Origin of the sequence: Kitasatospora sp. NPDC048298 (assembly GCF_043201465.1) — a bacterium.
Taxonomy (GTDB): domain Bacteria; phylum Actinomycetota; class Actinomycetes; order Streptomycetales; family Streptomycetaceae; genus Kitasatospora.
This window is the reverse complement of sequence record NZ_JBICYZ010000001.1, coordinates 255,171-277,909: the sequence shown is the minus strand read 5'-3', so window position 1 is coordinate 277,909 and position 22,739 is coordinate 255,171. Positions and strand designations below refer to the sequence as shown.

The 22,739-nt window shown below is 73.2% G+C and carries 15 protein-coding genes and 1 pseudogene; 9 read left to right on the top strand and 7 right to left on the bottom strand.

The genetic code is table 11. The annotated features are described in order from the left end of the window. Nucleotides 1–120: 120 nt before the first annotated feature. The 3 genes from ACGF0D_RS00545 to ACGF0D_RS00535 all read right to left on the bottom strand — a co-directional run bounded on the left by ACGF0D_RS00545 (nt 121) and on the right by ACGF0D_RS00535 (nt 4,820). Nucleotides 121–1,662, bottom strand: coding sequence for a TolB family protein (locus ACGF0D_RS00545; protein WP_392913296.1), 1,542 nt, complete (start codon nt 1,660–1,662; stop codon nt 121–123). Between the two features lie 154 nt (nt 1,663–1,816). Then, nucleotides 1,817–3,247: a hypothetical protein gene (locus tag ACGF0D_RS00540; protein WP_392913294.1), complete on the bottom strand. Its 1,431-nt coding sequence runs from the start codon at nt 3,245–3,247 to the stop codon at nt 1,817–1,819. A 151-nt stretch (nt 3,248–3,398) separates the two neighbouring features. Beyond that, nucleotides 3,399–4,820 carry a hypothetical protein gene (locus ACGF0D_RS00535; RefSeq protein WP_392913292.1) on the bottom strand — a complete coding sequence of 474 codons (1,422 nt, stop codon included), beginning with the start codon at nt 4,818–4,820 and terminating at the stop codon, nt 3,399–3,401. Nucleotides 4,821–5,036: 216 nt separating this feature from the next. Between ACGF0D_RS00535 and ACGF0D_RS00530 the strand changes: the two genes are divergently transcribed. The 5 genes from ACGF0D_RS00530 to ACGF0D_RS00510 all read left to right on the top strand — a co-directional run bounded on the left by ACGF0D_RS00530 (nt 5,037) and on the right by ACGF0D_RS00510 (nt 10,376). Further along, complete coding sequence (locus tag ACGF0D_RS00530) at nt 5,037–5,948, top strand: LysR family transcriptional regulator (protein WP_392871204.1); 912 nt, start codon at nt 5,037–5,039, stop codon at nt 5,946–5,948. 94 nt (nt 5,949–6,042) lie between these two features. After that, a complete protein-coding gene (locus tag ACGF0D_RS00525; protein ID WP_392871207.1) occupies nt 6,043–6,585 on the top strand; it encodes a TetR/AcrR family transcriptional regulator in 543 nt (180 codons plus the stop codon). Nucleotides 6,586–6,670: 85 nt separating this feature from the next. Continuing rightward, nucleotides 6,671–7,624 carry a Gfo/Idh/MocA family protein gene (locus ACGF0D_RS00520; protein WP_392871210.1) on the top strand — a complete coding sequence of 318 codons (954 nt, stop codon included), beginning with the start codon at nt 6,671–6,673 and terminating at the stop codon, nt 7,622–7,624. Nucleotides 7,625–7,849: 225 nt separating this feature from the next. Next, a complete protein-coding gene (locus ACGF0D_RS00515) occupies nt 7,850–9,718 on the top strand; it encodes an endonuclease/exonuclease/phosphatase family protein (RefSeq protein WP_392913290.1) in 1,869 nt (622 codons plus the stop codon). A 109-nt stretch (nt 9,719–9,827) separates the two neighbouring features. Next, nucleotides 9,828–10,376, top strand: coding sequence for a GNAT family N-acetyltransferase (locus ACGF0D_RS00510; protein WP_392913288.1), 549 nt, complete (start codon nt 9,828–9,830; stop codon nt 10,374–10,376). A 120-nt stretch (nt 10,377–10,496) separates the two neighbouring features. Here the strand turns inward: ACGF0D_RS00510 and ACGF0D_RS00505 are convergent, their stop codons facing one another. The 4 genes from ACGF0D_RS00505 to ACGF0D_RS00490 form a co-directional block, all read right to left on the bottom strand. After that, nucleotides 10,497–12,872 (bottom strand): ATP-binding cassette domain-containing protein, encoded by a 2,376-nt coding sequence (locus tag ACGF0D_RS00505; protein WP_392913286.1) that lies wholly within the window; start codon nt 12,870–12,872, stop codon nt 10,497–10,499. A gap of 67 nt (nt 12,873–12,939) precedes the next feature. Further along, complete coding sequence (locus ACGF0D_RS00500) at nt 12,940–13,353, bottom strand: VOC family protein (RefSeq protein ID WP_392913285.1); 414 nt, start codon at nt 13,351–13,353, stop codon at nt 12,940–12,942. A gap of 216 nt (nt 13,354–13,569) precedes the next feature. Next, complete coding sequence (locus ACGF0D_RS00495) at nt 13,570–14,802, bottom strand: C40 family peptidase (RefSeq protein WP_392913283.1); 1,233 nt, start codon at nt 14,800–14,802, stop codon at nt 13,570–13,572. A gap of 305 nt (nt 14,803–15,107) precedes the next feature. Next, a complete protein-coding gene (locus ACGF0D_RS00490; RefSeq protein WP_392913281.1) occupies nt 15,108–15,800 on the bottom strand; it encodes a DUF1062 domain-containing protein in 693 nt (230 codons plus the stop codon). A gap of 301 nt (nt 15,801–16,101) precedes the next feature. Here ACGF0D_RS00490 and ACGF0D_RS00485 point away from each other — a divergent pair. The 4 genes and pseudogenes from ACGF0D_RS00485 (at nt 16,102) to ACGF0D_RS00470 (ending at nt 22,739) form a co-directional block, all read left to right on the top strand. After that, nucleotides 16,102–16,903, top strand: a pseudogene (locus tag ACGF0D_RS00485) (maleylpyruvate isomerase family mycothiol-dependent enzyme). A 533-nt stretch (nt 16,904–17,436) separates the two neighbouring features. Beyond that, nucleotides 17,437–19,164: an acyclic terpene utilization AtuA family protein gene (locus ACGF0D_RS00480; protein ID WP_392913279.1), complete on the top strand. Its 1,728-nt coding sequence runs from the start codon at nt 17,437–17,439 to the stop codon at nt 19,162–19,164. Further along, nucleotides 19,161–20,759, top strand: a complete 1,599-nt coding sequence (locus tag ACGF0D_RS00475) for an acyl-CoA carboxylase subunit beta (RefSeq protein WP_392913277.1) — start codon at nt 19,161–19,163, stop codon at nt 20,757–20,759. The genes ACGF0D_RS00480 and ACGF0D_RS00475 overlap by 4 nt, the downstream gene beginning before the upstream one ends. A 15-nt stretch (nt 20,760–20,774) precedes the next feature. Next, the gene (locus ACGF0D_RS00470) at nt 20,775–22,739 is read left to right on the top strand and encodes an acetyl/propionyl/methylcrotonyl-CoA carboxylase subunit alpha (protein WP_392913275.1); all 1,965 of its coding nucleotides are present in this window, start codon (nt 20,775–20,777) and stop codon (nt 22,737–22,739) included.

Genomic DNA, 22,739 nt, shown 5'->3' with positions numbered 1-22,739 from the left:
AGGCGAATCGATTCGCCTCCACCGCACGGCCCAGAACCACCTGCCCCACCCTCCCGCTGCGGGGGCGGGACGCCGGCCCGGCCGACGTCCCGCCCCCGTCGCGGTTCCTCCGGGGGCGGGTTACCGCTCGTCGCCGTCCTCGCCCTGGTCGTCGCCGTCGCCCCGGTGGAGCCCGGTGGGCTTGGCGAACACCTGGTAGTGCTCGCCCGCCGGGCCGTTGCTGCCGGCGACCAGGTTGCCGCCGGTCGAGTCGAACACCACGGTGGTGCCGGCGGCCGACACGAACGGCTGGTTCGACGCGCCGTTGCCGAACGAGCCGTCCGGCGCGGTGGCGACCCGCTCGGTGCGGCCGGTGCGCAGGTCCTGGCGGTAGACGTCCCAGCCCGGGTGCTGCGGGCCGGGGACCAGGTTGTCGGCGGCGGACTCGAAGTACAGCCAGCGGTTGTCGGCGGTGATCGAGCCGTGGTCGGAGGAGCCGACCGAACTGGTGCCGGGCAGGCCGCCGCTGACCTTCGTCACGACACCCGTGCGCAGGTCCCGGACGTGCAGCACGGTGTGGTACCGGTGGCCGCCGGTCGAGCCGCCGGGCTCGGGCAGGGTGTAGATCGCGTGCCGCCCGTCGGGGCTGATCGTCGCCTCGAAGCTGGAGTGGCCGATCGCGCCGTCGAGGCCCACGCTCACCGGCGTGATCGTCCCGGAGCGGACGTCGTAGGTGTAGTAGACGGCGGAGGTCGGGTTGGACGCGAGCGGCTGCGCCACGTTCCGCGGGGCGCTGTGGCGCGCGGCCTCGGCGGCGCCCGGGGTGAGCTCGACGTCGGCGGCCGCGGCGGCCGCGGCGGCGAGGTCGGGGGTCTGCTCGGGCGGCAGCAGGGCGGAGATGGAGCCGAAGCCGATGGTGCGGCCGTCCGCGCTGATCGTCGGGCGGAAGGACGTGAGCTCGCCCGGCCTGCCGTTCACGTCGTGGGAGACCAGGCGGGTGGTGTGGGTCCAGCGGTCGGTGAGGTAGACGTTGATCTTCCAGGTGTACGGCCTGGCGAGCGAGGGGCCGGTGGTGGGCTCCGGCTCCACGACGGTCGGGTCCAGGTCGTTGCGCGAGGACACGTAGACCACGTACCGGCCGTTCCCGCTGACCTGCGCGTTGTACGAGTAGTGGTACTTGTCCTTGTCGGTGTTGGTGGGGCTGCTGCTGACCAGCTCGGTGCGGCCGGTCCTGCGGTCCCTGATGTACACCTCGGTGCGGTCCTTGACCTGCGCGCCGGGCGCCACGTTCTCGCCTTCGCTCTCGAAGACGACGTAGCGGCCGTCGGCGCTGATCCCGGCCTGGTCGGTCGAGCCGCTCGGCGCCGCACCCGAGTCGGACAGGTTGACCTGTTCGACGCGGCCGGTGCGCAGGTCCTTCACGTAGGCGTTGCTCCAGCCCACCGGGGGCTGGGGCAGCAGGTTCGTGGCCCGGGACGTGAACAGCGCGTAGCGGCCGTCGGCGCTGAGGCCCTGGGCCGAGGACCCGTTGTCGGGCGCGGTGCCGTCGACCCCGGTGCTGACCTGTGCGGTGCCACGTGGCGGCGGGGCGGCCTGGGCGGGCGCGGCGGTGACGGCCAGTACGGCGGCGGCGGCCAGCACGCCGCCGCCCGCCGACCACCGGTTGCGGGTGGTACGTGTCATGAGGTTGTTCCTCCCCAGCGATCGCCCGGCCGGGCTCCCTCCCGGCGACGGGCTTTCGCAGAGCCAATCGTCGGGAGGGCCGAAGGGTCAACGTCCTCGGTTGATGTCGGCGGAAAATACGTCAACGGACGTATGCGGAACGGGAGTCAGGACGTCACAGGTGGCGCAGGTAGACGTCCTGCCGGTCGCCGGTGTTCCCCGGCACCAGGTTGCCGCCGACGGCGGTGAAGATCACCGTGTTCCCGGCGGCGTCCACGGCCGGGCTGTAGGAGGAGGCGCCGGTGGTCTGCTCGCCGTCCCGGGTGAGGCTGACCCGTTCGATCAGGCCGGTCCTCAGGTCGCGGCGGAACACGTCGGTGCTGTCGTTGGTGTCGCCGGGGACGAGGGTCTCGGCGCCGGAGGCGAAGTAGACCCAGCGGTCGTCGAACGTCATGACGCCGCCGAAGGACGACCACTTCGTGCTGGTGCCCGGCAGGTCGGTGTTGACCTTGGTGACCTTGCCGGTGGCCAGCTCGTGGACGTACACGTCCATCCGGATGCCGTGGGCCGGGCCGGGGAAGCCGCCGATGAAGATCGGGAGGCTGTAGACCGCGTAGCGGCCGTCCGGGCTGATCCGGCCGTCCCGGGAGCCGATCAGCTCCCCGGTGTCGTCCAGGCTGCCGCCGACGATGCCGGTGGCGGCGTTCCAGACGTAGTAGCGGTAGTAGCGGGGCCCGGTCAGGCCGGGTGCCCCGCCGTCGGGTGCGGACTCGGCGTCGGCGGTCGGGTCGGTCGCCGGGTCGGTGGTGGGGTTGCCGGCCGGGTCCGGCGGTTCCGGGAGCAGGTTGCCGGCCCGGGAGGTGAAGCCGACCGTGGAGCCGTCCGCGCTGATCGTCGGCTCGAAGGAGTTGTTGTTCGCGCCCTCGCCGTCCGCGCCGACGGTGACCAGCCGACTGGTGTGGGTCCAGCGGTCGGTGATGTAGACGTTGTTCTTGCCGCGCCGCAGGACGCCCGGGGCGAGGTCGCTGCGGTTGGAGACGTAGGCGACGTAGCGGCCGTCCCGGCTGATGCTGGGGCTGAGGGCCCCGTAGCGGCTCTGGTCGTCGGTGCTCGGCAGGGCGGCGGCGGTGACCAGTTCGGTGTGGCCGGTCCAGCGGTCGCGGACGAAGACGTCGCTGGCGTGCTGCACCTGGCCGGGCACCACGTTGGTGGCGGTGGTGCTGAACGCCACGTAGCGGCTGTCGCCGCTGATCGAGGCCTCGGTGGTGGGGGCGTTCAGCGGGGAGCCGTCGTCGGCGACGCTGGCCCGCTCGATGTGCCCGTTGCGCAGGTTCCGCACGTAGATCTCGTCGGAGTTCGGGGTGCCGGCCACGGGCAGCAGGTCGGTCGCGGCGGACGTGAAGAGCGCGGAGCGGCCGTCCTCGCTGAGCCCGAGCGCGGACGAGGGGCCGTTGAGCTGCTCGCCCTTGGGGCCCTCGCTGACCTTGGCGGTGTCGCCCTTGGGCGGCTTGGCCTCGGCGGCGGGCATCGCGGCGCCGGCCACGGCGGTGGCCGCCAGGACGGCGGCGGTGCGGGCCAGCCATCGGCGGGTGCGTGCGGTGGTCATGGATCGTCCTCCCCTGGGGTCGCCCGGCCGCGCTCCCTCCCGGCGGCGGGCTTCCGCAGAGCCAACCGTCGGGAGGGCCGGTGGTCAACGGCCGTGGGTGATCCCGTCGGGAAATACGTCAACAGGCGTATCCCGCAGGGGAGTCAGGCCGTCACAGGCGGCGCCGGAAGACGTCGGTGGTGGCGCTGTCGACGACGGGCGCCAGGTTGCCGTCCTCGGCGCTGAACAGCAGCGTCGTGTCGTCGTCGTCGACCTGCGGGAAGAAGGCGGAGGTGGTGCTCTGCGAGCCGTCCTGGGTGAGGGGGACCCGCTCGGTGAGTCCGGTGCGCAGGTCGGTGCGGAAGATGTCGGCCTGCCCGTTGGTGTCGTCGGGGACCAGGTCGGTGACCTCGGAGGTGAAGTACACCCAGCGGTCGCCCAGCGACATCACGGGGTTGTAGGACGATTCGAGGGTGCTGCCGGACAGCGGCCGGTCGACCTTGGTGGTGCGGCCGGTGGCCAGCTCGCGGACGTGGACGTCCTGGTGGCGGCCGTGCGAACCGGGCCGGCCGCCCTCCTCGTAGACCGTGTAGAGCGCGTAGCGGCCGGAGGGGCTGATCCGCCCGTCGCTGCCGGTGCCGACGAGCTCGCCGGCCGCGTCGTAGCTGGCGCCGGCGATCTTCCCGGTGCGGGCGTCCCAGACGTAGTACGGGTAGGCGCGGATCCCGGCCAGCTCGGCCTGGGCGCCGGCGCTCCGCGGGGCCTGCGGGGCCTGCGGGGCCTCGGCGGCGGGCGCAGCGGCCGCGGGCGGGGTCCGGTCGGCCGGGAGGAGGTTGCCGGCCCGTGAGTTGAAGCCGATGACGGTGCCGTCGGCGCTGATCGTCGGGCGGGAGGAGTTGTTGTCGGCCGGGGTGCCGTCCGCCCCGGTGGAGACCAACCGGGTGGTGTGGGTCCGGCGGTCGGTGACGAAGACGTTGAACTTGCCGCGGCGCACGCCGGGGGCGAGGTCGGTGCGGTCGGAGGAGTAGACCACGTAGCGGCCGTCGGCACTGATGCCGGCGTCGAAGGCGTTGCGGCCGCTCTGGTCGTCGCCCGCGCCGGAGCTGCCGTCGCCGGTGGTGACCAGCTCGGTGCGTCCGGTCCGGCGGTCGCGGACGAAGACGTCGGTGGGGTGCTTCGGCTGGCCGGCCACCACGTTGCCGGCGTAGCTGCTGAACACCACGTACCGGCCGTCGCCGCTGATCGCCGCGTCGTTGGTGCCCGCGTCCAGCGCGGAGCCGTCGGGGGCGACGCTGATCCGCTCGGTGTGGCCGTTGCGCAGGTCCCGGACGTAGACGTCGCCCACCGCCCCGGCGCCGCCGGGCAGCAGGTCGGTCGCCGAGGAGGAGAACAGCGCGTAGCGGCCGTCGCCGCTCAGACCGAGTGCGAACGAGGGCCCGTTCAGCGCCTCGCCCTTGGCACCCTCGCTGACCCTGGCGGTGTCGCTCTTGGGCGGCCGGGCCTCGGCGGCGGGCATCGCGGCCCCGGCCACGGCGGCGGCCACCAGGACGGCGGCGGTGCGGGCCAGTCGGCGGCGGGTGCGTGCGGTGGTCATCGATCATCCTCCCCAGATGACGGCCCCGGGCCCTCGGCCCCCCGTGGCCCGGTCGGTACGAGCCAAGCGCCGTACGGATGGTCGGTCAACGACCTGGAGCGATCTCGTCCGGAAATGCGCCTCCCGTGCCGCCTCCGGCCGAAACCGCTGCTCCGGGCACTGCCGCCGCAGCTCCGGCCGGTCCGGCGTGCCGCGCCGCGCTGGCAGAATTGGTGCGTGATCGACGCACGACGGCTGCGGACCCTGCGGGCCGTGGCGGACCACCGCACCGTGACCGCCGCGGCGGCCGCCCTCTACCTGACCCCCTCCGCGGTCTCCCAGCAGCTGGCCGCCCTGGAGCAGGAGACCGGCCACCACCTGCTCGCCCGGGAGGGCCGGGGCGTGCGGCTGACCGCCGCCGGGGAGATCCTGCTCGGCCACGCCGACGTGGTGCTCGCCCAGCTGGAGCGCGCCGAGGCCGACCTCGCCGCGTACAGCGCGGGCGTCTCCGGGGAGGTCACCGTCGCCTCCTTCGCGACCGCCATCGCCTCCGTGCTCTCCCCGGCCGTCGGCCTGCTCGCCGAGCGCGCGCCCGGGGTGCGGCTCAAGGTGCTGGACGCCGAGGGGGACGCCAGCCTGCCGATGGTGCTGGACGGCCGGGCCGACCTCGCGGTGGCCGTCGAGTACCGGGGCGCGCCGCGCGCCGACGACGCCCGGCTGACCAGGGTGCCGCTGTACGCCGAGCCCTTCGAGGCCGTGCTGCCGCTCGGCCACCGGCTGGCCGCCGAGTCGGGACCGCTGGCCGTCGCCGCGCTCGCCGACGAGCCGTGGATCGGGCCGTACCCGGGCAACCCCTGCCACGACGTGGTGCTGCTGGCCTGCGAGCACGCCGGGTTCCAGCCCCGGCTGCTGCACTCCTCGGACGACTTCCGGGCCGTGGTCGCGCTCGCCTCGGCGGGCCTCGGGGTGGCGCTGGTGCCGCGCTCGGCACTGCGCGGTGTGGACCTCTGCGAGGTCGCGGTGCGCCCGGTGGACAGCGAGCTCGCCACCCGCAGGGTCTTCGCCGCCGTCCGGGCGGGCGCGGACGGGCATCCGCTGGTGCGGCCGGTGCTGGACTCCCTCGCCGAGGCGGCCGCCGCGGGCGGGTGAGCCCGCCGGGCGCGTACCGACCGCAGGACGGCACCGACCTCAGGACGGTACCGATCGGTGCCGTTCGGCGTCGGGGGTGGTTAGGATCTGCCGCATGGCAGTCAACGCGAGGGCGCGCCTGCTGAGCACGGCCGAGTCCCTCTTCTACGCCCACGGGATCCGCGCGGTCGGGGTGGAGCGCATCCTCTCCGAGTCCGGCGTGGGCCGGGCCTCCTTCTACCGGCACTTCGCCGGCAAGGAGGCGCTGGTGACGGCGGTCCTGGAAGGCCGCGACCTCCGGTGGCGGGAGTGGCTCACCGAACGGGTCGCGGCCCACGGCGGCCACCCGCTGTACGTCTTCGACGCGCTGGCCGAACGCTTCGCGGCGCAGGACTTCCGCGGCTGCGTCGCGATCAACACGATGACCGAGCTCGCCGACCCGGCCAGCCCGGCCCGCCGGATGGCGGCCCTGCACAAGAGCCGCGTCATCGAGCTGGTCGAGCAGCTGATGCGGGGCGCGGACGTCCCCGAACCCGGGGAGCGGGCGCGGCAGTTCGCGCTCCTGATGGACGGCGCCATCGTCACCGCCCTGCGCGAGGGCACCCCGGACGCCGCCTGGCGGGCCCGGGGCATCGCCGAGGCCCTGCTGGCGGCCTGACCCGCCGCCGGAGGCCGGGCGAGCCTCCGCCCGACCCGCCCCATAGGGTGGGGGCGGCCGACGACCGCGCACCACAGGAGCCCTCATGAGTTCGACCGCCGCACCCGAGACCCGGCTCCCGGTCGGGGTGATCGGCCTCGGCGACATCGCGCAGAAGGCCTACCTGCCGGTGCTCACCGCGCTGCCCGGCCTCGACCTGCGGCTGATGACCCGGGACGCGGCCAAGCTGGACCGGCTCGGCGAGGCCCACCGGATCGCCCCCGAGCACCGCTTCACCGACCTCGGCGCGCTGATCGACGGCGGCATCCGCGCCGCCTTCGTGCACGCCGCCACCGACCAGCACGTCCCGATCGTCGAGCAGCTGCTCACCGCCGGGGTGGACGTCTACGTCGACAAGCCGCTCGACTACACCCTGGACGGCGCCCGCCGGCTGGTCGACCTCGCCGACCGCACCGGCCGCTCGCTGATGGTCGGCTTCAACCGCCGCCACGCGCCCGGCTACGTCCAGGCCAGGGAGCGCCCGCGCGACCTGATCGTCCTCCAGAAGAACCGCGAGGGCCTGGCCGAGGCCGCCCGCACCCTGGTGTACGACGACTTCATCCACGTCGTGGACCTGCTGCGCTTCCTGGCCCCCGGCGAGATCGAGCACGTGGACGTCCGGGCCCGCACCCGGGACGGGCTGGTCGAGCACGTGGTGCTCACCCTCGGCGGGGCGGGGTTCACCGCGCTCGGCATCATGAACCGGGTCTCCGGCTCCACCGAGGAGGTGCTGGAGGTCTCCGGCGGCGACTCCAAGCGCGAGGTGCGCAACCTGGCCGAGGTGATCGACCACCGCGGCCAGCCGACCGTCCGCCGCCGCGGCGACTGGGTGCCGGTGGCCCGTCAGCGCGGCATCGAGCAGTGCGTGCTGGCCTTCCTGGCGGCCGTCCGCGCCGGGCAGACCCTGGACGCCCACGACGCGCTGCGCACCCACGAGCTGTGCGAGCTGGTCGTCGAGCGGATCGAGGCTTCCTGGGAGTCCGCTGGGAGCGGGCTGTGAGGGGCTCGGACTGACCGTGCGTCACGTCACCCCGGTGGAACCGACAGTTCACCGGCAGGGTCTTGTCGGGGCATTTTCTACGCGCGTATCTTGAGGGGCGCCGCGGGGGGCGGGAGTCCGTCCTCCGCTTCTTCCCCATGCGAGCAGCGCGCGCTCGAAGCGCGCCTCCGCCCGGACCGCCGTGCCACACCAGTGCCGCACGGCGGAGCTAGGAGTCCTGCCCCGGTGACCACCGCCCCCGCACCCCGCCCCCGCAGAGCCCTGCTGCGCGCCGCCCTGATCCCGGCGTCGCTGGCCGCTTCGCTGGTGCTCGTCCCGCTGCCGGTGGCCACCGCCGCCTCCACCGCGACCCCCGCCCCGACCGAGGTCGGCCCGCTGCGGATCCACGACATCCAGGGCAACACCCGGATATCCCCGCAGGCGGGCAAGCCGGTCACCGGCGTGCCCGGCATCGTCACCGGCGTGCGCGCGTACGGCAGCTCCAAGGGCTTCTGGATCCAGGACCCGAACCCGGACGCCGACCCGGCCACCAGCGAGGGAGTCTTCGTCTTCACCGGCGGCAACCCGACCGTGAAGGTCGGCGACTCGGTGCTGGTGAGCGGCAAGGTCACCGAGTACTACCCGAACCTCGGCGGCGGCTCGCAGTCCCTCACCGAGATCTCCGCCCCGGGCATCACCGTCCTGTCGGCCGGCAACCCGCTGCCCGCCCCGGTCGTCGTGGACACCCGCAACATCCCCGGCACCTATGCCCCGCCGGCCGGTGCGGACGGCTCCATCGACGGCGTGAAGCTCGACCCGGAGAAGTACACCCTGGACTTCTACGAGTCCCTGGAGGGCATGCTCGTCCAGGTCAAGGACGTCCGGGTGATCCAGGCGACCGACAAGTACAACGAGCTGTGGGTCGCCGCCGACAAGCAGGACCAGCGCAGCAAGCGCGGCGGCGTGCTGTACGAGTCCTACCGCGAGCCCAACGTCGGCCGCCTGATGATCCAGCAGCAGGCCGCCGTCTCCCAGCAGCCCTTCCCGGTGGCCAACGTCGGCGACGAGCTGACCGGCGCCACCACCGGCCCGCTGGACTACAACAACTTCGGCGGCTACACCCTGGTCGCCGGCACCATGGGCACGCTGAAGGACAACCACCTCCAGCGCGAGGTCACCGCCCAGGCGACCGACCGCGAACTCACCCTCGCCACCTACAACGTGGAGAACCTGGCCCCGGGCAACCCGGACGCCAAGTTCGCCGAGCTGGCCCAGGGCGTCGTCACCAACCTGCGCTCGCCCGACATCGTCGCCCTGGAGGAGATCCAGGACAACAACGGCGCCAAGAACGACGGCACCGTGGACGCGAGCCAGACCGTCGCCAAGTTCGTCGCCGCGATCAAGGCGGCCGGCGGCCCGGCCTACGACTGGCGCTCGGTCGACCCGCAGGACGGCAAGGACGGCGGCGAGCCCGGCGGCAACATCCGCCAGGTCTTCCTGTTCAACCCGCAGCGGGTGTCCTTCACCGACATCCCCGGCGGCACCGCCACCACCGCCGTCGGCGTGACCGGCACCGGCGCGAGCACCGCGCTGACCGCCTCGCCCGGCCGGATCGAGCCGAACGACGAGGCCTGGACCAACAGCCGCAAGCCGCTGGTCGGCCAGTTCTCCTTCCGTGGCAAGAAGGTCTTCGTCATCGCCAACCACTTCAACAGCAAGGGCGGCGACCAGGGCATCGACAGCCGCTTCCAGCAGCCGACCCGCAGCTCCGAGGTGCAGCGGATCAAGCAGGCCACCGTCGAGCAGGCCTTCGTCGCCCAGCTGCTGGCCGCCGACAAGGAGGCCAAGGTCGTCTCCCTCGGTGACTTCAACGACTACCAGTTCTCGCCCGCGCTCGCCGCGCTCACCAAGGGCGGCGTGCTGCGCGACCTGGTGAACGAGCTGCCGGAGACCGAGCAGTACTCGTACGTCTACCAGGGCAACTCGCAGGTGCTGGACCACATCCTGGTCAGCCCCGAAGTCGGTTACGCCAAGTACGACGTGGTGCACATCAACGCCGAGTTCGCCCAGCAGGCCAGCGACCACGACCCGCAGGTGGTCCGCATCAAGCCGTAGTCCCACCCGTAGCTCCACCCGCGGTTTCACCCGTGGTTCCTCCCACGGTTCCTCTCGCGGCTATCCTGCCTCCGCCGCCGGTGATCACCGGCGGCGGAGGCGGTGTCGTGTGACGGGGGAGAGCATGGAGTACCGGATCGAGCGGATCGGGCGGGGCGACTGGCAGCGCCTGCGGAAGGTCCGGCTGGCCCAACTCCTCGACACGCCCCTGGCGTTCGGCGAGACCCACGAGCACGCGAGCCACCACGGCGAGGGCGAGTGGCAGGCCCGGTGCGGCTGGCTCAACGAGCCCGAGCGGCTCGGCCTGGTCGCCGTGGACGCCGCGGGGGAGTGGGTCGGCACCATGCTGTCCGCCCCGAACCGGGCGCAGGTCGGCGCGCTCGACCTGATCGGCGTCTGGGTGGACCCGGCACACCGCGGCCGCGGGCGCGGCGTCGCCGACGCCCTGCTGGACGCGGTACTCGCCTGGGCCCGGGTCCGGGGCGCCGGGCGGATGCTGCTCGGGGTGCACGAGGCGAACCCCCGCGCCGCCGCCTTCTATCTGCGGCGCGGGTTCGCCTACACGGGGGAGGACACCCCGTACGTCCTGGACGCCTCGGCGCGGATCCTGGAGATGGCCCTCCCGCTCGACCCGGCCGCGGCGGCCCGGCCCAGCTAGGACGGCTCAGCCGGGGTAGGACGGCCCGGCTCAGCTAGGACGGCTCAGCCGGGGTAGGACGGCCCGGCTCAGCTAGGACGGCTCAGCCGGGGTAGGACGGCCCGGCCGAGGCAGGACGACTCAGCCCAGGTAGTCGGCCAGCGCCTCGCCGGTCAGCGTGGAGCGGGCCGCGACCAGCTCGGCCGGCGTGCCCTCGAAGACCACCAGCCCGCCGTCGTGGCCGGCGCCCGGGCCGAGGTCGATGATCCAGTCGGCGTGCGCCATCACCGCCGGGTGGTGCTCGATCACGATGACCGACTTGCCGGACTCGACCAGCCGGTCCAGCAGCCCGAGCAGCTGCTCGACGTCGGCCAGGTGCAGCCCGGTGGTCGGCTCGTCGAGGACGTAGACACCGCCCTTGTCCGCCATGTGAGTGGCCAGCCTGAGCCGCTGCCGCTCGCCGCCGGAGAGCGTGGTGAGCGGCTGGCCGAGGCTCAGGTAGCCGAGCCCGACGTCGGCGAGCCGCTCCAGGACGCGGTGCGCGGCCGGGAGCTTCGTCTCGCCCGAGCCGAAGAACTCCTCCGCCTCCGTCACCGACATCGCCAGCACCTCGGCGATGTCCCGCCCGCCCAGGTGGTAGTCCAGCACCGCGGGCTGGTACCGCTTGCCCTCGCAGTCCTCGCAGGTGGTGGCCACCCCGGCCATCATCGCCAGGTCGGTGTAGACCACCCCGGCGCCGTTGCAGGTCGGGCAGGCGCCCTCGGAGTTGGCGCTGAACAGGGCCGGTTTCACGCCGTTGGCCTTGGCGAAGGCCTTGCGGATCGGCTCCAGCAGCCCGGTGTACGTGGCCGGGTTGCTGCGCCGGGAACCCTTGATCGCGCCCTGGTCGACGGAGACCACGCCTTCCTCTGCCCGGATCGAGCCGTGGATCAGCGAGCTCTTGCCCGACCCCGCCACCCCGGTCACCACCGTGAGCACCCCGAGCGGGACGTCCACGTCCACGTCCCGCAGGTTGTGGGTGTTCGCGCCGCGGATCTCCAGCGTGCCGGTGGGCTTGCGCACGGTGTCCCGCAGCGCCGTACGGTCGGCCAGGTGGCGGCCGGTCGCCGTGCCGCTGGTGCGCAGCCCCGCCACGTCGCCCTCGTAGCAGACCGTGCCGCCGGCCGTACCGGCCCCTGGGCCGAGGTCGACCACGTGGTCGGCGATCGCGATGGTCTGCGGCTTGTGCTCCACCACCAGCACCGTGTTGCCCTTGTCCCGCAGGCGCAGCAGCAGCCGGTTCATCCGGTCGATGTCGTGCGGGTGCAGGCCGGTGGTGGGCTCGTCGAAGACGTACGTGGTGTCGGTGAGCGAGGAGCCGAGGTGGCGGATCATCTTGACCCGCTGCGCCTCGCCGCCGGACAGGGTGCCGGAGGGGCGGTCGAGCGAGAGGTAGCCGAGGCCGATCTCCACGAAGGAGTCGAGGGTCTGCCGGAGCGTGCCGAGCAGCGGCGCCACCGAGGGCTCCTGGAGGTCGCGGACCCAGGCGGCGAGGTCGCTGATCTGCATCGCGCAGGCGTCGGCGATGCTGATGCCCGCGATCCTCGAGGAGCGGGCCGCCGCGCTGAGCCGGGTGCCCTCGCAGTCGGGGCAGGCGGTGAAGGTCACGGCCCGCTCCACGAAGGCCCGGATGTGCGGCTGCAGCGCGTCCTTGTCCTTGGACAGCATGGATTTCTGGATCTTGGGGATCAGGCCCTCGTAGGTGAGGTTGACGCCGTTGACCTTGACCTTGGTCGGCTCCCGGTACAGGAAGTCCTGCAGCTCCTGCTCGGTGAACTCGCGGATGGGCTTGTCCGGGTCGAGGAAGCCCGAGTTGGCGTAGACGCCGACCGTCCACCAGCTGTCCGTCTTCCAGCCGGGGATGGTGAACGCGCCCTCGGAGATCGACTTGCCGTCGTCGTACAGCTGGGTGAGGTCGATGTCCGAGACGGTGCCGCGGCCCTCGCAGCGCGGGCACATGCCGCCGGTGATGCTGAAGCTGCGCCGCTCCTTGACCGTCTTGCCTGCGCGTTCGACGGTGACGGCGCCGGCGCCGCTGATCGAGGGGACGTTGAAGGAGAAGGCCTTGGGGGAGCCGATGTGCGGGGTGCCGAGGCGGCTGAACAGGATGCGCAGCATCGCGTTGGCGTCGGTGGCGGTGCCGACGGTGGAGCGCGGGTCGGCGCCCATCCGCTGCTGGTCGACGATGATCGCGGTGGTCAGGCCCTCCAGGACGTCGACCTCGGGGCGGGCCAGGGTGGGCATGAAGCCCTGGACGAACGCGCTGTAGGTCTCGTTGATCAGCCGCTGGGACTCGGCGGCGACGGTGTCGAAGACCAGGGAGCTCTTGCCCGAGCCGGACACCCCGGTGAACACCGTCAGCCGGCGCTTGGGGATGTCGACGCTGACGTCCTTGAGGTTGTTCTCGCGTGCGCCGTGCACGCGGATCAGGTCGTGGCTGTCGGCGACGTGCGGCCGCGCGTCCGTCCGGTTGGGCATCGTTGTCTTCGCTCCCTGGCTCTCGGTGGTCCGTGGGTGTCCTGAAGGGTACGGGTACCGGCGGGGGTCAGCCCAGCTCGTTGAAGCGGACCATGTTGCCCGCCGGGTCGCGGAACGCGCAGTCGCGGACGCCGTACGGCTGCCGGGTCGGCTCCTGGACCAGCTCGGCGCCGCCGGACTTCAGCCGGTCGTAGACGCCGTCCAGGTCGCGGGTGCCCAGGACGATCCGGGCGAAGGTGCCCTTGGCCATCATCTCGGTGACGGTCCGCCGCTCCTCCTCGGTGCGGCCCGGGTCGGCGGACGCCGGCTCCAGCACCAGGGAGACGTCGGGCTGGCCGGCGGGGCCGACGGTGATCCAGCGCATCGGGCCGCCGCCGATGTCGCTGCGCACCTCGAAGCCGAGCAGGTCGCGGTAGAAGGCGAGGGAGGCCTCGGGGTCGGTGTGCGGGAGGAAGGTCCAGTGAATGGTGATGTCGCTCATGACTGCAACGCTAGGCGCGCACCCCGGTCGGGCGCTTCTCGAATCCTGATCGGTCGGCGCGGGCCCTGGCCGGTCGGGGCGGGGCCTGATCGGCGGGGCGGGGCCTGATCGGTCGGCGCGGGCCCTGGCCGGTCACGCGCGGGCGCCCCGGGAAGACGCGACCGTGCCGGCCGCACCACCTCGTCGGTGGCCGCGGCCGGCACGGTCGGCCCGCTCCTAGCAGTCGGGGATGGTCGTGCCGTTGTTGTCCTTGGCCGTGTCGCTGCCCCAGCGCGACAGGTAGTACGCGGACACCCACTGGCCGGCCGGGCCGCCGTCCGCGTCCGTCTTCAGCCACCAGTGGTTGTAGCTGCTGCCGTTCGACACCTCGCGGCCCCAGGCCTTGCAGTAGACGTAGTTCGTCCCCTGGTTCAGCGTCCCGGTGGCGTTGGTGGAGGTCGGCGAGGCGTAGACGCTCGCGCTGGTGAAGGTGTCCACCCAGTACTTCCCGGTGGCGGGCGGGGCGCCGCCGCCGGCGCAGGTCGGGATGGTCGTGCCGTTGTTGTCCTTGGCGACGTCGTTGCCCCACCGGGAGAGGTAGTACGCGGACACCCACTGGCCGCCGGGGCCCACGTCCGGGTCGGTCTTCATCCACCAGTGGTTGTAGGCGCTGCCGTTGGAGACCTCGCGGCCCCAGGCCTTGCAGTAGACGTAGTTGGTGCCCTGGTAGAGGGTGCCCGTGCTGGTGGTGGAGGTCGGGGAGCCGTACACCGGAGCGTTGGCGTTGGTGTCCACCCAGTACTGGCCGCCGTTCGACGGGGGCGGCGTGGTGGGCGGGGTGGTCGGGGTGGAGTTGCCGGGGCCGTACAGGCGGATGGCGCCGTAGTAGTCGCTGTGCGAGGAGAGCGCCACCACCCGGACGTAGCCGCCGGAGTACGGGGCCTCGACGATCCAGCCCTGTCCGAGGTACATCGCGACGTGGTGGATGGTGGAGGCGGTGTTGCCGAAGTACACCAGGTCGCCGGGGAGCAGCGGTGCGGTCCCGTCCGACTTGTAGTAGCGGGCGACGGCCCGCGAGGTCGGCCACTGGGTCCGCGTGGTGCCGTTGATGACGTCCGTGCCGACGGCCAGGTAGTACGCGTAGCGGACCATGCCGGAGCAGTCCAGGCCGCGGACGTTGCAGTCGTTGGGCGCGCCGTTGGCCGAGTCGCAGAGGCCGTACGTCGGGCCGGGCTGGGAGCCGTGGCCGCCGCCCCACGAGTACGGGGTGCCTATCAGGCCGCAGGCGGAGCGGACGGCGGCGTCGGCCTGCGAGGCCGCGCCGGTGGAGAGCACCGCGCAGGAGGGCGCCGCCTGGGCCTCGCCGGCGCCGGCGAAGAACACCCCGACCGACACCAGCAGCGACAGCAGGGCCGCCAGCCGGAGCGGGGCGATCAGCCGTCTTGACAGAAGGTTTACGCGCGTAGTCATGGTGGCGCATCCTTTCGGAACCGCTGACTCCGGGTCAATGGTTGTGGCCCACACACCCCCTGTGGCCGTCCGACCTGCCGGTTTACGGCTCGCGGGCCCCGTCGGCGGCAACTGTGCGGCAAGTTGCCGGAAGGGCCGCCGGGCCTCCCGCCCGGCCAGGGGTCGCCGGTCCGGAGCCCGGCTGTCCACCGGTTCGTGAGCCCCGATCGGGTGACTGTGGCTGGTGCCGCACAGAGCAGGGCCTCCTGGCAGCTCGAAGGTTGTCTACGCCAACAGGCTGTCCGGAAGGCCCTGCTGCCCCGCTCCTACGCTCCCGCCGCCGATCGCGGCACGTGCTGCGGCGTGTCGCGCAACCCGACGCGGCTCAGGTCGGAGCGCACGTCGGTCGGAGCGCCGAGGAGCTTCGAGTGCTTCGCGGCATCGACGGAACCGAGACCGTGGATGGTGAGCTCGAAGTCACGATGCGCCTTGGCGTCCAGGGCCAGCGGCAGGTGGATACGCCCGTCCCCGACCATGCGTCGTACCCTACTGCGGCTCAGACCGAGCCCGAGCATGAGCAGTCGTTCGACCCGGACCGGCGCGGGCAGCTCGAAGCTGACCAGGACCTTGAGCGGTGCCGGGTCGTCGAGTGCGTAGAGGGGCGTGCGGGTCTCCACCTCCCACGTACCGGTCCAGTCGAGGCGGTATCCGTTCTTCGCGGCCAGCGACGCACTCATCGTCAGCTCCCGTACCACGGCTGGGTCGTTGTTCTCGTACGCCACCAGGCGAGCGGGCTCCAGTGAGGAGACGTGGGCGCGCTCGTGGACGGGCACCTTCGAGGTCCGGTCGCACCCCGCACAGCTCAGGAGAAGCCAGACGTCGAGGAGTTTGCCGCTCGCGTTGACACGGATCTTGCCCGAGGGGCGGTGCCGGCTGCCGGAGCAGTCCGGGCAGGGGCGTACGACGGTGGGCAGCGCGGACTCACGCACGGCCCACAGGGCCTTGCGGTCGGTATTCATGGATGTGGTTGCTTTCAGGACTGACCAGGAACTCTCGCAGGCGAGGCTGCGGCTCCTGGGATATGACGGATGCACACGAGGGCGCGAGTCATCGCCTCGGGGCCGAGTCGTCAGGCTCCGGGGTCAACCGCGCGACAGGTTGGCTTTGCTACGTGGCAGCCGTTACAGGTCCATGCGGGCGATCATGATCGAGGCCACGGCCCGCGAGCAACCCGTTTTTCGCGGGCCGTGCCGTGCGCCCGCCGCGTCGGCTGTGAAGATCCGCGTGCGGTCGCCTGGAGCACGGGGATAGACATCCGGCGTGGAAAAGAATCTTGAGTTCCCTGACCTGCTGCGACTGATCGATGAACGGTCGACCGCCTTCCGCGCCGCGGTCGCCGCCGCGCCCGGTCTCGACGCACAGGTGCCGACCTGCCCCGGGTGGACGTTGTTCGATCTGGTGAAGCACCTGGGTGGGGGAGACCGTTTCTGGGCCGCCATCGTCGGCGCGGGGCCTGCCGACGGGCCCCCCCGGCCGAGGCCGCCGTCGCGCGCGCCGCTCTGGAACTGCCGCGGGAGCGTGAGGCCCTGCTGGCCTGGCTGGACGCGTCGACGCAGCTTCTGCTGAGCGACCTGCGCGAGGCGGGACCGGGGAGCGGTTGCTGGACGTGGTGGCCCGCGTCGCAGTCGCCGCAGACGTCCGGTGGTGTCGCCCGGCACCGGGTCCAGGAGACCGCGGTGCACACGTACGACGCCGAGCTCAGCGGGGGCGCCCCGCAGCCGCTGCCGGTCGAGTTGGCACTCGACGGTGTGGAGGAGTTCCTGTTCACCGTCTGCGCGACGCCGAGTGCCTGGCCGCACAAGCCCACGGCCTTCGACTTCCACGCCGCGGAGGGCCGCTCCTGGCGCCTCACGGTCGACGGCGACGGCGCACGCGTCACCCGCATCCCCGCGCCCACCGCCGCGACCGGTGAGGACTCGGACGCAGCCGCGCCGCCGTCCATGGCACGGCCAGTGAGCTGGTCCTCTACCTGTACGACCGGATCAAGGCCGACTCCTTGCACGTTGACGGAGACGCAGGGCTGCTCGACCTGCTCCGCGCCTGGGAGCCGGAGGAGAAGTAGGACGTAGCGGGGGCGGTTGGCCGCGCCTCGAACCGGTAGGACACGGCTCGTCGCCAGGTTCGTCGGTCCCGGCACCGGGCTCAAACCCGCGAGGCGGCCGCGGGGCGTCACCAAGCCGATCGGCTACCCGGTCAGGGCTCGAACTCACGACCTCCGCACGATCAGAGACGAGTACATCGACAGCCGGGCAACCGCAGGCCGGCTCGCTCTCCGTACAGAGCGAGCCGGCCGTTCTGCGTCGCGCCCCTGGCCGCGCTCGTGGTCCCACGAACCCGCCAGATGATCATCCCGTGGAACGGATTCCGGCAAGCCGTCCGGAGCGAGTCGGGGTGCGGGACCGGCTCCCACCACGGCGAAGTCCGGAGCCGCCCGCAGATAGGTCAGAAGCACCACGCACTGTTCGCCGGATGCCCCGAGAAGCCGATGTCGGAAAAACAAGCAAGCATGATTGCTTTTTTCTCGGGGCGGTGCCACGCTGCTGGTCGGCGCCGCCCGCCCGAGGGTGCGCCCAACTCACCGGCAGGGGAGGCGCATTGGCGCGCGACGGCACGGTACTGCGGATCGGCAACGCCTCGGGGTTCTACGGGGACCGCTTCGCGGCGGTGCGGGAGATGCTCACCGGGGGGCCGCTGGACGTGCTCACCGGGGACTATCTGGCCGAGCTGACCATGCTCATCCTCGCCCGGGACCGCTTGAAGGACCCGTCGCTCGGCTACGCCAGGACCTTCCTGCGCCAGATGGAGGAGTGCCTCGGCCTGGCCCGGGACCGCGGCGTGAGGATCGTGGTCAACGCGGGCGGCCTCAACCCGGCCCGGCTCGCCGAGGAGTTGCGCGCGCTGGCCCGGCGGCTCGGCGTCGAGGCGGCCGTCGCCCATGTCGAGGGTGACGACCTGCTCCCGCGCCGCGCAGAACTGGGCCTGCCCGAGGGCCTGTTGGCCGCCAACGCCTACCTCGGCGGGTTCGGCGTCGCGGCCTGTCTGGCCGGCGGCGCCGACGTGGTGGTGACCGGCCGGGTGACGGACGCGGCGCTGGTCGTCGGCCCCGGGATCGCCCATTTCGGCTGGACCCCGCAGGACCTGGACGCCCTGGCCGGCGCCGTGGTGGCCGGGCACGTCCTGGAGTGCGGCGCCCAGGCGACCGGCGGCAACTACGCCTTCTTCCACGAGCACGACGTCACCCGCCCCGGCTTCCCGCTCGCCGAGCTGCACGCCGACGGCTCCAGCGTGATCACCAAGCACCCGGGCACCGGCGGCGCCGTCACCACCGGCACCGTCACCGCCCAACTCCTCTACGAGACCGGCGGATCGCACTACCTCGGCCCCGACGTCACGGCCCGGCTGGACACCGTGCGGCTCACCGGGCAGGGCCCGGACCGGGTCCGGATCGACGGCGTGCGCGGCGAGGCCCCGCCGCCGACCCTGAAGGCGGGCCTCAACCGGCTCGGCGGCCACCTCAACGAGGTGGTGTTCGTCCTCACCGGCCTGGACATCGAGGCCAAGGCCGCACTCGTCCGCCGGCAGTTCGACGACGCCCTGTCGCCCGCCGCCCGCCCCGCCGAACTGCGCTGGACGCTGGCCCGCACCGACCACCCGGACGCCCCGACCGAGGAGGCCGCCTCCGCGCTGCTCCGGCTGGCCGCCCGGGACCCGGACCCGGCCAAGGTCGGGCGTGAACTAGGCAAGGCGGCCGTGGAGTTGGGGCTGTCCGGCTACCCGGGCTTCCACCTCACCGCCCCGCCGGGGCCGGGTGCGCCGTACGGGGTGTTCAGCGCCGCGTACGTCGACGCCAAGGCCGTCGAACACACCGCCGTCCTGCCGGACGGCCGCCGGATCGCCGTACCGCCGCCGCCCGTCACCGGGCAGGCCCGCCCGGTGGAGGGCGAGCTGCCCGAGCCGCTGCCGGCCGGCCCGACCCGGCGGGCCCCGATCGGCCTGGTGGCCGGCGCCCGCAGCGGCGACAAGGGCGGGGACGCCAACCTCGGCGTCTGGGCCCGTTCCGCGGACGGCTGGCGCTGGCTGGCGCACGCCCTCACCGTCGAGAAGCTGCGCGAACTCCTCCCCGAGGCATCGGAGTTGACCGTCACCCGGCACGTGCTGCCGAACCTGCGCGCGGTCAACTTCACCCTCACGGGACTGCTCGGCGAGGGCGTCGCCGCCCGGCACCGCTTCGATCCGCAGGCCAAGGCCCTCGGGGAGTGGCTGCGCTCCCGTCACCTCGACATCCCGACCACGCTCCTGGACAGCCCGGAGGCCCCGCTGTGACCGTCCTGACCACCCGCGTCGACCCGGCCGGGCCCGAGTGCGCCGAGCACCGCGCCGCGATGGTCGGCCGGCTCGCCGAGCTCGCCGCCGAGCACGCCAAGGCGCTGGCCGGCGGCGGCCCCAAGTACGTGGAACGCCACCGCAAGCGCGGCAAGTTGCTGGCCCGTGAGCGGATCGAGCTGCTGCTCGACCCGGACTCGCCCTTCCTGGAGCTGTCCCCGCTGGCCGCCTGGGGGAGCGACCACCCGGTGGGCGCGGCGCTGGTCACCGGCATCGGCGTGATCGAGGGCGTCGAGTGCGTGGTCACCGCCAACGATCCGACGGTGCGCGGCGGCGCCAGCAACCCGTGGACCCTGCGCAAGGCCCTGCGGGCCAACGAGATCGCGCTGAACAACCGCCTCCCGCTGGTCAACCTGGTCGAGTCCGGCGGCGCCGACCTGCCCAGCCAGAAGGAGATCTTCATCCCCGGCGGCGCCCTCTTCCGTGACCTCACCCGGCTGTCCGCCGCCGGGATCCCCACCGTGGCCGTGGTGTTCGGCAACTCGACGGCCGGCGGCGCCTACGTGCCCGGCATGTCCGACCACACCGTGCTGGTCAAGGAGCGCGCCAAGGTGTTCCTCGGCGGCCCGCCGCTGGTGAAGATGGCCACCGGCGAGGAGGCCGACGACGAGTCGCTCGGCGGCGCCGAGATGCACGCCCGGGTCTCCGGCCTGGCCGACCACTTCGCGGTGGACGAGGCGGACGCCCTGCGGATCGCCCGCCGGATCGTCGCCCGGCTGGACCACCGCAAGCCCGGCCCCGCCCCGGACCCGTCCGCCGAGCCGCCGAAGTACGCCGAGGAGGAGCTGCTCGGCATCGTCCCGGGCGACCTCAAGGTGCCCTTCGACCCGCGCGAGGTGATCGCCCGGATCGTCGACGGCTCCGACTTCGACGAGTTCAAGCCGCTCTACGGCAGCAGCCTCGCCACCGGCTGGGCCCGCCTCCACGGCTACCCGGTCGGCGTCCTGGCCAACGCCCAGGGCGTGCTGTTCAGCCAGGAGTCCCAGAAGGCCGCCCAGTTCATCCAGCTGGCCAACCAGCGGAACACGCCGCTGCTGTTCCTGCACAACACCACCGGCTACATGGTCGGCAAGGACTACGAGCAGGGCGGCATCATCAAGCACGGCGCGATGATGATCAACGCCGTCGCCAACTCCAGGGTCCCGCACCTGTCCGTGCTGATGGGCGCCTCCTACGGGGCCGGCCACTACGGCATGTGCGGCCGCGCCTTCGAGCCGCGCTTCCTGTTCGCCTGGCCGAGCGCCAAGTCCGCGGTGATGGGCCCGCAGCAGCTCGCCGGAGTGCTGTCGATCGTCGCCCGGCAGTCCGCCGCGGCGAAGGGGCAGCCGTACGACGAGGACGCGGACGCGGCGATCCGGGCGATGGTCGAGCAGCAGATCGAGGCCGAGTCGCTGCCGGTGTTCCTCTCCGGCCGGCTCTACGACGACGGCGTGATCGACCCGCGCGACACCCGTACGGTGCTCGGCCTGTGCCTGTCCGCGATCCACAACGCGCCGGTCGAGGGCGCGCACGGCTACGGCGTCTTCCGCCTGTAAAGGACCCCCGAGACAATGATCACCAACCTGCTGGTCGCCAACCGGGGTGAGATCGCCCGCCGGGTCTTCCGCACCTGCCGGGAGCTCGGTATCGCGACCACCGCCGTCCACTCCGACCCGGACGCCGGGGCCCCGCACGTGCGGGAGGCCGACGCCGCCGTCCGGCTGCCCGGCGCCGCGCCCGCCGACACCTACCTGCGCGCCGACCTGATCGTCGGGGCCGCGCTCGCCGCCGGGGCCGACGCCGTCCACCCCGGGTACGGATTCCTCTCCGAGAGCGCCGAGTTCGCCCGGGCGGTGCTCGACGCCGGCCTGGTCTGGGTCGGCCCGCTGCCGGCCGCGATCGCCGCGATGGGCTCCAAGACCGCCGCCAAGCGGCTGATGGCCGAGGCCGGGGTGCCGGTGCTGGGCGCGCTCACCGAGCCCGCCGAGGCCGACCTGCCGCTGCTGGTCAAGGCCGCGGCGGGCGGCGGCGGGCGTGGCATGCGCGTGGTGCGGAGCCTGGCCGACCTCCCCGGCGCGCTGGCGGCCGCCCGGGCCGAGGCGGCCAGGGCCTTCGGCTCGGACGAGGTGTTCTGCGAGCGCTACCTGCCCGCCGGACGCCACGTCGAGGTCCAGCTGCTGGCCGACGCCCACGGCACCGTCTGGGCGGTCGGCGACCGCGACTGCTCGCTCCAGCGGCGCCACCAGAAGGTGATCGAGGAGGCTCCGGCCCCCGGCCTGCCGGCCGGGGTCCGCGCCGAACTGCACGCGGCGGCCCGCGCCGCGGCCCGGGCGATCGACTACACCGGCGCCGGCACCGCCGAGTTCCTGCTCGCCGAGGACGGCCGGTTCTTCTTCCTGGAGATGAACACCCGGCTCCAGGTCGAACACCCGGTCACCGAGGCCGTCACCGGACTGGACCTGGTGGCCCTGCAACTCGCCGTCGCCGAGGGCGCCGCGCTGCCGCCCGAGCCTCCGGCCTCCCGCGGGCACGCGATCGAGGCCCGGCTCTACGCCGAGGACCCGGCCAGGGACTGGCAGCCCGCCACCGGCACCCTGCACCGGCTCGAACTGACCCTCCCGTACCAGGAGTTCACCGGTACCGGAGCCGGTACCGGAGCCGGAGCCGGAGCCGGAGCGGGCACCGGACTGCGGCTGGACTCCGGCGTGGCGGCCGGCAGCGAGATCACCCCGCACTACGACGCGATGCTCGCCAAGGTGATCGCCTGGGCGCCCACCCGTGCCGCCGCCGCCCGCCGGCTCGCCGACGCGCTCGCCCGCGCCCGCGTCCACGGCCCCGCCACCAACCGGGAACTGCTGGTCCGCGCCCTGCGCCACCCGGCGTTCCTGGCCGCGGAGCTGCACACCGGCTTCCTGACCGAGCACACCGCCGAGCTCACCGCCCCGGACACCAAGGGCGCCGACCGCGCCGCCCTGGCCGCCGCCCTCGCCGACGCGGCCGGCCGCCGCGGCGCCCTGCCCTCCGGCTGGCGCAACCTGCCCTCCCAGCCGCAGCTCAAGCGCTACCGGGCCGAGGACGGCACCGAGTCGGCCGTCCGCTACCGGCTCACCCGGGCCGGCCTGCTGGCCGAGGACCACCCGGGCGTCGAGCTGGTCGAGGCCGCGCCGGACCGGGTCGTGCTGTCCGAGGACGGGCTCCGCCGCACCTACCACGTCACCCGGTACGGCGACCGGGTGCACGTCGACACCCCGGCCGGCTCCGCCGCGCTCACCGCCCTGCCGCGCTTCCCCGACCCCACCGTCCGCACCGACCCCGGCGCCCTGCTCGCCCCGATGCCCGGCACCGTCGCCCGGGTCGTCGCCGCCGTCGGGGACACCGTCACCGCCGGCCAGCCGCTGCTGGTGCTGGAGGCGATGAAGATGGAACACCGCATCGCCGCCCCGACCGACGGCACCCTCGTCGAACTGCGCGCCGCCCCCGGCCGGCAGGTCGAAACCGGCACCCTGCTGGCCGTCGTCCAGCCCACCGAAGCCTGA

Bases quoted from the DNA above. Each gene is read 5' to 3' on its own strand.
- ACGF0D_RS00545 (WP_392913296.1), bottom strand. From the start codon at position 1,662: ATGACACGTACCACCCGCAACCGGTGGTCGGCGGGCGGCGGCGTGCTG.
- ACGF0D_RS00540 (WP_392913294.1), bottom strand. From the start codon at position 3,247: ATGACCACCGCACGCACCCGCCGATGGCTGGCCCGCACCGCCGCCGTC.
- ACGF0D_RS00535 (WP_392913292.1), bottom strand. From the start codon at position 4,820: ATGACCACCGCACGCACCCGCCGCCGACTGGCCCGCACCGCCGCCGTC.
- ACGF0D_RS00525 (WP_392871207.1), top strand. From the start codon at position 6,043: ATGGCAGTCAACGCGAGGGCGCGCCTGCTGAGCACGGCCGAGTCCCTC.
- ACGF0D_RS00520 (WP_392871210.1), top strand. From the start codon at position 6,671: ATGAGTTCGACCGCCGCACCCGAGACCCGGCTCCCGGTCGGGGTGATC.
- ACGF0D_RS00505 (WP_392913286.1), bottom strand. From the start codon at position 12,872: ATGCCCAACCGGACGGACGCGCGGCCGCACGTCGCCGACAGCCACGAC.
- ACGF0D_RS00500 (WP_392913285.1), bottom strand. From the start codon at position 13,353: ATGAGCGACATCACCATTCACTGGACCTTCCTCCCGCACACCGACCCC.
- ACGF0D_RS00495 (WP_392913283.1), bottom strand. From the start codon at position 14,802: ATGACTACGCGCGTAAACCTTCTGTCAAGACGGCTGATCGCCCCGCTC.
- ACGF0D_RS00490 (WP_392913281.1), bottom strand. From the start codon at position 15,800: ATGAATACCGACCGCAAGGCCCTGTGGGCCGTGCGTGAGTCCGCGCTG.
- ACGF0D_RS00470 (WP_392913275.1), top strand. From the start codon at position 20,775: ATGATCACCAACCTGCTGGTCGCCAACCGGGGTGAGATCGCCCGCCGG.